This is a genomic window from Nonomuraea sp. ATR24, from assembly GCF_041950485.1.
GTDB classification, from domain to species: Bacteria; Actinomycetota; Actinomycetes; order Streptosporangiales; family Streptosporangiaceae; genus Nonomuraea; species Nonomuraea ceibae.
Genome location: NZ_JBGNUU010000011.1, coordinates 303,844 through 310,157, shown reverse-complemented (window position 1 = coordinate 310,157; position 6,314 = coordinate 303,844). Strand labels below are relative to the sequence as shown.

Sequence of the window (6,314 nt, the reverse complement as noted above, 5' to 3'; positions counted from 1 at the left end):
GTGGGTGAGGATGTGACGGGCGAGGTCGCGGAGCCAGTCGCCGTCGGTGCGCAGCCGCAGGTGGGCGGCGCCGGCGCGGCGCAGGGCGGCCGCGATGGCAGCGCGCTGGGCGGCGGCGGCCTCGGCGTAGCGCAGCCGCAGCCGGGCGCCCGCCGTGGAGACCTCGCGCCGCCGCCCGGTCTCGGGGTCGACGAGCGTGAGGACGCCGACGTCCGGGAGCGTCAGCTCGCGCGGATCGAGCACCTCCACCGCGAGCGCCTGGTGGCGGACGGCGAGGCGGCGCAGCGCCGGCTCCCAGGCCGCCGGCTCGTCCAGGAAGTCCGACACCACCACGACGAGGCCACGCCGCCGCACCGCCTTCCCGAATCGCTCGATCGCCGCGCCGAGCGGCGGCGGGGCGGCGCCCGGCGGGGTGCGGGGCAGCGCGGACACGGCCCGCAGCACCGCCATCAGGTGCGCCCGCCCGGTCCTGGCGGGCAGGACGCGGACGCCGTCGCCGTGCAGCAGGTGGGCGCCCATCCGGTTGCCGGTCCGCTGGGTGAGGAAGCCGACCGCCGCCACGGCGGCCAGCGCGAGGTCGCGTTTCTCCATCGTGGCGGTGCCGAAGTCCATGCTGGCCGTGGCGTCGAGCAGCGTCCACACCTCCAGCTCGCGGTCGGCGACCTGCTCGCGCACGTGCGGCTCGGCGGTGCGCGCGGTGACGTTCCAGTCCATCCGCCGCACGTCGTCGCCGGGCCGGTACGGCCGGGCCTCGGCGAGCTCGCTGCCCGGCCCGGGGAACAGGCCCAGGTGCTCGCCCTGGAGCAGCCCGTCGAGCCGCCTGGTGATGACCAGCTCCAGCCTGCGCAGCGCGGGCTCGGCCGCCAGGTGGGCGGTCATGCGGCCGCGTCCTGCTGCGGGGCGATGACCGGGAGTGGCACCGCCGACAGGACCTGGTCCACGATCGACCTCGGCGGCACGTCGTCGGCCAGCGCGTCGAACGACAGCACCAGCCGGTGCGCCATCACGTCGGGCGCGAGGTCGCGGATGTCGTCGGGCAGCACGTACGAGCGGCCGCGCATGAGGGCGAGCGCCCGTCCGGCGGCGAGCAGGCCGAGCGTGGCGCGCGGGCCGGCCCCGAAGGCGAGGTGGCGGCCCAGGCCGGGCAGCCCGTAGCGGTCGGGGGCGCGGGTGGCGTGGACGAGGCGGACGGCGTACTCGGCGACGGCGTGGTGGACGAACACCTGGTCGGCGCGGCGTTGCAGCTCGGTGAGCCGGTCGGGGTCGAGCACGCGCTGGGGCACGGGCGGGTCGACGCTCATCCGGTAGGCGATCGCCAGCTCCTCCGACTCGCTGGGATAGCCGACGTCCACCTTGAGCAGGAAGCGGTCGCGCTGGGCCTCCGGCAGGTGGTAGACGCCTTCGGACTCGATCGGGTTCTGCGTGGCCAGCACCAGGAACGGCGTCGGCACCTGGTGGGTGGCGCCGCCGATGCTCACCTGCCGCTCGGCCATGATCTCCAGGAGCGCCGACTGGACCTTGGCGGGCGCCCGGTTGATCTCGTCGGCGAGCAGCAGGTTGACCATGACCGGGCCGAGCTCGATGTCGAACGTCTCGGTCGACGGCCGGTAGATGCGGGTGCCGACGATGTCGGACGGCACCAGGTCGGGCGTGAACTGGATGCGGGCGAACGTGCCGCCCACCACGGTGGCCAGGGTGTGGGCCGCCAGCGTCTTGGCGATGCCCGGCACCCCTTCGAGCAGGCAGTGCCCCCTGGCCAGGACCGCGACCAGCAGCCGTTCGACCATGTGGTCCTGGCCGACGATCACCCTCTTGACCTCGAACAGCGCCCGTTCCAGCAGTTCGGCGTCGGTCATGGCCTGACCTCGGGGCAGTCGTCCACGACGAGCCGGAGCTCCAGCGCGGACGGCTCCGGCCCGGCGTACGCGGCGCCGCCCGTCAGGAGCAGCGCGCCGCCGGCCAGGAGAAGGGCGGCGATACGTGTGGTGCGTGGCATGGATCCCCTGTCCCTTTCATCGGGTTCAGGGCCATGTCATCAAGCGGGCGCGAAAACGTAGGTAACTGCGGCCTTTATGCGATTTTTCGGTGGGTTGGTCAGGCGTCGCGCCGCAGCACCACGAGCGCGACGTCGTCCTCCCGCGTCCCGAAGGCCGCCAGCATCCCGTCGCAGAACGCCTCCAGGTCGTCCCCGACGGTCTCGGCCAGCGCCCTGGCCCGCTCCAGGCAGTCGTCCAGCAGCGTGTGCCGGTCCTCCACCAGCCCGTCGGTGAACAGCATGACCGTCCCGCCGGGCGGCAGCACGAGGTGGTCGACCTTGTACTCCTCGTCGGCCACGCCCAGCATGAGGTTGCCCATGCCGTGGTAGCGGGCGTCGGGCCCGGCCATCAGCGGCGGGATGTGCCCGGCGTTGGCCAGCGCGATCTCGCCCGTCGCCGGGGTCAGCAGCATCAGGCAGACGGTCGCCGTCATGCCCGGGTGGTAGCGCCGCAGCACCTTGTTGAGCAGGTCCATCGACGCCGACAGGTTCACCTCGTCCATGACGGAGGCGCGCAGCGCGTGACGCAGCTCGGCCATGACCGTCGCGGCGTGCAGCGAGTGGCCCATCACGTCGCCGACCGCCACGAGCATCCGCTCGCCCAGGCTCAGCACCTCGTAGAAGTCGCCGCCCACCTCGAGCCCGCCGCCGGCGGGCTCGTAGCGCAGGCCCAGCGTCACCCCGGCCACGTCCGGGACGTACGGGGGCAGCAGGCTGCGCTGCAGCATGATCGAGATCGCGTGCTCCTCGGTGTAGGCGCGCCGCGCGTCGACGGCCAGGGCCAGCTCCTGGGCGAGCTGGCGCAGCAGGTTGACCTCGTCGGCGTCCAGCTCCGGGTCGGCCTCGACGCCGAGGAAGATCGGCGGCCGGCCCTTCCTGGTCCGGCAGAGGACCCCGGTGACCGGCATGTCGATCTCGGAGCCCGGCACGAGCTCGCGCCACCGCTCGGGCGGCAGGGTGATCACCTCGGCGCCCGTCGCCGGGCCGAGCGCGATCGCGGTCAGGCGCTCCAGCAGGCTGGGGGCGACGCCCTTGCCGGCCGCCGCCTCGCCAGGGCGCGCCCGGTAGCGGCGCAGCCGCCCGTCGGCGGGCAGCGCCAGCGCGCCGGAGAAGCGGCCCATGATCTCGGCGGTGCCCGCCACCGCCACCGACAGCAGCCGCTCGAAGGAGTCGGCCCGGTTGATGCGCAGCGTCGTCTCGGCCAGCCTGGCCAGGCGCCAGGCCATCACCTCGGCCTGCCGCCGCGCCCGCGAGTAGCGCAGCGTGGCCACGACGGTCGCGGTGAACTCGTCCGGCTCGATGGGCTCCGACAGGTACGCGTCCGCGCCCCGCTCCAGCCCCTCGGCCCGGTCGGTCACCGAGACGGCGTGGGCCGACACCTGGATGACCGGGATCGAGGCGGTCGCCGGGTCGGCCTTGATGCGCTCGCACACCGCGTAGCCGTCGAGGCCGGGCAGCCGCACGTCCAGCACCACCAGGTCGAGGCCGCCCCGGGCGAGCACCTCCAGGGCCTCCTCCCCGGTGCTGGCCTCGACGACCTGGTGGCCGGCCCGGCGCAGCCAGCTCGACAGGATGTAGCGCTTGGTGGGCGTGTCGTCCACCACGAGGACCGTCGCGGGCGGCTCAGCCACGGCTCGTCCCCGTTGCCTCGCGCACCGCGCGCAGCAGGTCCTCGCGGCGCAGCCGGTCCTTGGACAGCACCGGATGGCCCGCCACGGCCCTGCCCGGCGCCACGGTCACGACCACCACCGGCACCTCCCGCAGCTCCTCGTCCTCCGCCATGCGCTGGAGCAGCGCGTTGCCGTCGAGGCGCGGCATCAGCATGTCCAGCACGACGACGCCGGGCCGCCGCTCCTTCATCACGCCCAGCGCCTCGACGCCGTCGCCGGCCTCGTCCACGTGGACGGCGAAGCCGTGCAGCATCCTGCGGGCCAGGGCGCGGAACGCCTCGTCGTCGTCGGCGATCAGCAGCCGCTCGACCTCGGGCACCAGGTGGTGGCGCGGCAGCCGGACGGTGACCGTCGTCCCCTCGCCCGCCGCGCTCGCCAGCTCCAGGCTCCCGTCCAGCGCCTCCACCAGCCTGCGCGCGTACGGCAGGCCGATGCCGGTGCCCCTGGCCGTGGCCTGGAGGGGGCCCGGCACCTGGTAGAACTCCTCGAAGACGCGCTCCAGATCCTCCTGCGAGATGCCGATGCCGGTGTCGGCCACGGTGACGACCACCTCGTCGGCGGCCTCGTCGAGCTCCGCCCGCAGCCGCACCTCGCCGCTCCGGGTGAACTTCAGCGCGTTCGACAGCAGGTTGCGCAGCACCCGCGTGAGCATGACCGCGTCGGTGTAGATCTCGGCCGCCTCGGGGGCGACCGAGGTGCGCAGCTCCACCTCGCCGGTCGGCTGCATCGTGACCCGGAGCTGCTCCACGAGCCTGGCCAGGTCGCACAGGCCGAGCTCGGGCTGCAGCCGCCCCGATTCGGCCTTGGCCATGTCGAGCAGCTCGCCCACCAGCGCCAGCAGCGTCTCGGCCGAGCCGCCGATGAGCCGGATCTGGTGCGCCTGCTCCTCGGTGAGCGGCTCGCCGCCGGGGCCGACGAGCAGCCGGACCAGGCCGATGACCGAGTTGAGCGGGGTGCGCAGCTCGTGGCTGAGCGTGGTCCAGAACCGGTTCCTGGCCTCCGACGCCTCGCGGAGCTGGGTGGACTTCTCGTCGAGCTCGGCGTAGAGGGCGACGACGCCGCGGTTGGTCTCCTCCAGCTCGCTGGAGAGCTGGTTGTACAGCGCCAGGACGCCGGTGTTGGTCTCCTGCAGCTCGGTGTTGAGCCGCCGCACGTCCTCCAGGGCCGTGGCCAGCTCCTCGTTCTGCGCCCGCAGTTCCTCCAGCGCGGTGACCGGGGTCAAGCCTGCCAGGCTGTCGCGGATGCGCTCGGCGGGCGGGCCCTGGCGGCGCGGGGGCAGCCGCTTGACGATCGTGACCGGCCCGCCGGGCGTGGCGGTGACCTCGTCCACCAGGCGCCGGGCGAGCGCCAGGCCCTCCGATGAGCACAGCGCGTCGGGGGCGCGCTCGACGGTGATGAGCAGCCGATCGCTCTCCAGCGAGAACACGACCAGGGCGCCGGTGCCGGCCGTCTCCCGGCCGACCTCGCTGAGCGCGGTCGCCACGCGAACCTGGTCCTGCGTCTCCAGCCCGGACAGCCGCGCCACCGCGCGGCCGAGGCGGCGCAGCGAGAAGACGTCCTGGTCGCCGGTCAGCCGGAGCCGGGCCACCTCGGTCCCGCTCATGGCCGCGGCCTCACGATCACCACGCAGGCGTCGTCGCGGCGGCTGCCCGCCTCGCGCAGCAGCCCGGCCGCGATCACGGCCGGGGAGCAGGTGAACAGGCCCGGGACCGCGCCGGCGGACCAGCGCTCGGTCAGCCCGTCGGAGTGCAGCACCACGCTGGCGTGCTCGCCCAGCTCGTACTCGTACTGGCGCAGCGTCCCGCCCTGATGACCGGCGATGCCCGGCACGGAGATCATGCCCTGGCGGCCGTCGGCGCGGGAGATCCAGCCGGAGACGTTGCCGAGCCCGGCGTAGCTGACGGCGGTGGAGGTGACGCGCGCCACCGCGACCGCGCCGCCCCGGGTGGAGTTCAGGCCGCGGTGGACGCGGGCGAGGATCTCGCGCGGCTCGTCGCGGGACGAGCGCAGGAACAGCGCCACCGCCTCGCGGGAGGCCTGCGCGGCGGCCGGGCCGTGCCCCAGCCCGTCGCACACCAGTACGGTCGTCACCGGCCCGTCGGTGACGATCGCGTACGAGTCGCCCGACACGCTCTCCTCGCCGATGGGCCGCACCAGGCCGCTGGCCGGCGGGAGGGTGTCCAGCTCCGCCCGGCCGAACTGGACGGCGAGCACGGTGCCCTTGCCCGGCAGCGAGTGGACGTCGTAGCGGGAGGCGATGCGGGCGATCGCGCCCAGGCCGATGCCGAGCGTGCCGGACGTGGAGTAGCCGTCACGCAGAGCGCGCGCCACGTCGGGCATGCCCGGCCCCCGGTCCAGCGTGATCAGCTCGACGACGTCCGGGGCGCCCGGGCAGAGCCGGACCAGCGCCATCCCCTGCTCGGCGTGCTTGACCAGGTTGGAGACGGCCTCGGTGGCCGCCACCGCGACCTGGCCGGTGCGCTCGTCGCCGAAACCGGCGGCCAGGGCGAGCCCGGTGGCGAGCCGGCGCACCGCGCCGACCGCGCTGGGCTCCTCGGCGCGTATCCAGGTGTCGTCGCCGAACTGCCTGATGCCGTCCACTGATCCAG

Annotated in this window: 6 protein-coding genes; all 6 read right to left on the bottom strand. The window is 74.5% G+C overall.

The window, feature by feature from the left end; genetic code table 11:
* On the bottom strand, positions 1-879 hold an 879-nt coding region (locus ACBI99_RS26710), incomplete at its 3' end, for a DUF58 domain-containing protein (protein ID WP_375073756.1).
* Positions 876-1,856 carry a MoxR family ATPase gene (locus ACBI99_RS26705; protein WP_219509537.1) on the bottom strand — a complete coding sequence of 327 codons (981 nt, stop codon included), beginning with the start codon at positions 1,854-1,856 and terminating at the stop codon, positions 876-878. The genes ACBI99_RS26710 and ACBI99_RS26705, both read right to left, overlap by 4 nt.
* On the bottom strand, positions 1,853-1,996 hold the full coding sequence (locus ACBI99_RS26700; protein WP_219509536.1) for a hypothetical protein: 144 nt from the start codon (positions 1,994-1,996) through the stop codon (positions 1,853-1,855). The genes ACBI99_RS26705 and ACBI99_RS26700 overlap by 4 nt, the downstream gene beginning before the upstream one ends.
* Before the next feature lie 98 nt (positions 1,997-2,094).
* Positions 2,095-3,666, bottom strand: a complete 1,572-nt coding sequence (locus ACBI99_RS26695) for a SpoIIE family protein phosphatase (RefSeq protein WP_375073755.1) — start codon at positions 3,664-3,666, stop codon at positions 2,095-2,097.
* Positions 3,659-5,308, bottom strand: a complete 1,650-nt coding sequence (locus ACBI99_RS26690; RefSeq protein ID WP_219509534.1) for an ATP-binding protein — start codon at positions 5,306-5,308, stop codon at positions 3,659-3,661. The genes ACBI99_RS26695 and ACBI99_RS26690 overlap by 8 nt, the downstream gene beginning before the upstream one ends.
* Positions 5,305-6,306 carry an ATP-binding protein gene (locus tag ACBI99_RS26685; protein WP_219509533.1) on the bottom strand — a complete coding sequence of 334 codons (1,002 nt, stop codon included), beginning with the start codon at positions 6,304-6,306 and terminating at the stop codon, positions 5,305-5,307. The genes ACBI99_RS26690 and ACBI99_RS26685 overlap by 4 nt, the downstream gene beginning before the upstream one ends.
* Positions 6,307-6,314 lie beyond the last annotated feature (8 nt).

What these genes read in the sequence shown, in the direction of transcription:
- ACBI99_RS26705 (WP_219509537.1), bottom strand. Translation starts at nt 1,856, where the DNA reads ATGACCGACGCCGAACTGCTGGAACGGGCGCTGTTCGAGGTCAAGAGG.
- ACBI99_RS26700 (WP_219509536.1), bottom strand. Translation starts at nt 1,996, where the DNA reads ATGCCACGCACCACACGTATCGCCGCCCTTCTCCTGGCCGGCGGCGCG.
- ACBI99_RS26690 (WP_219509534.1), bottom strand. Translation starts at nt 5,308, where the DNA reads ATGAGCGGGACCGAGGTGGCCCGGCTCCGGCTGACCGGCGACCAGGAC.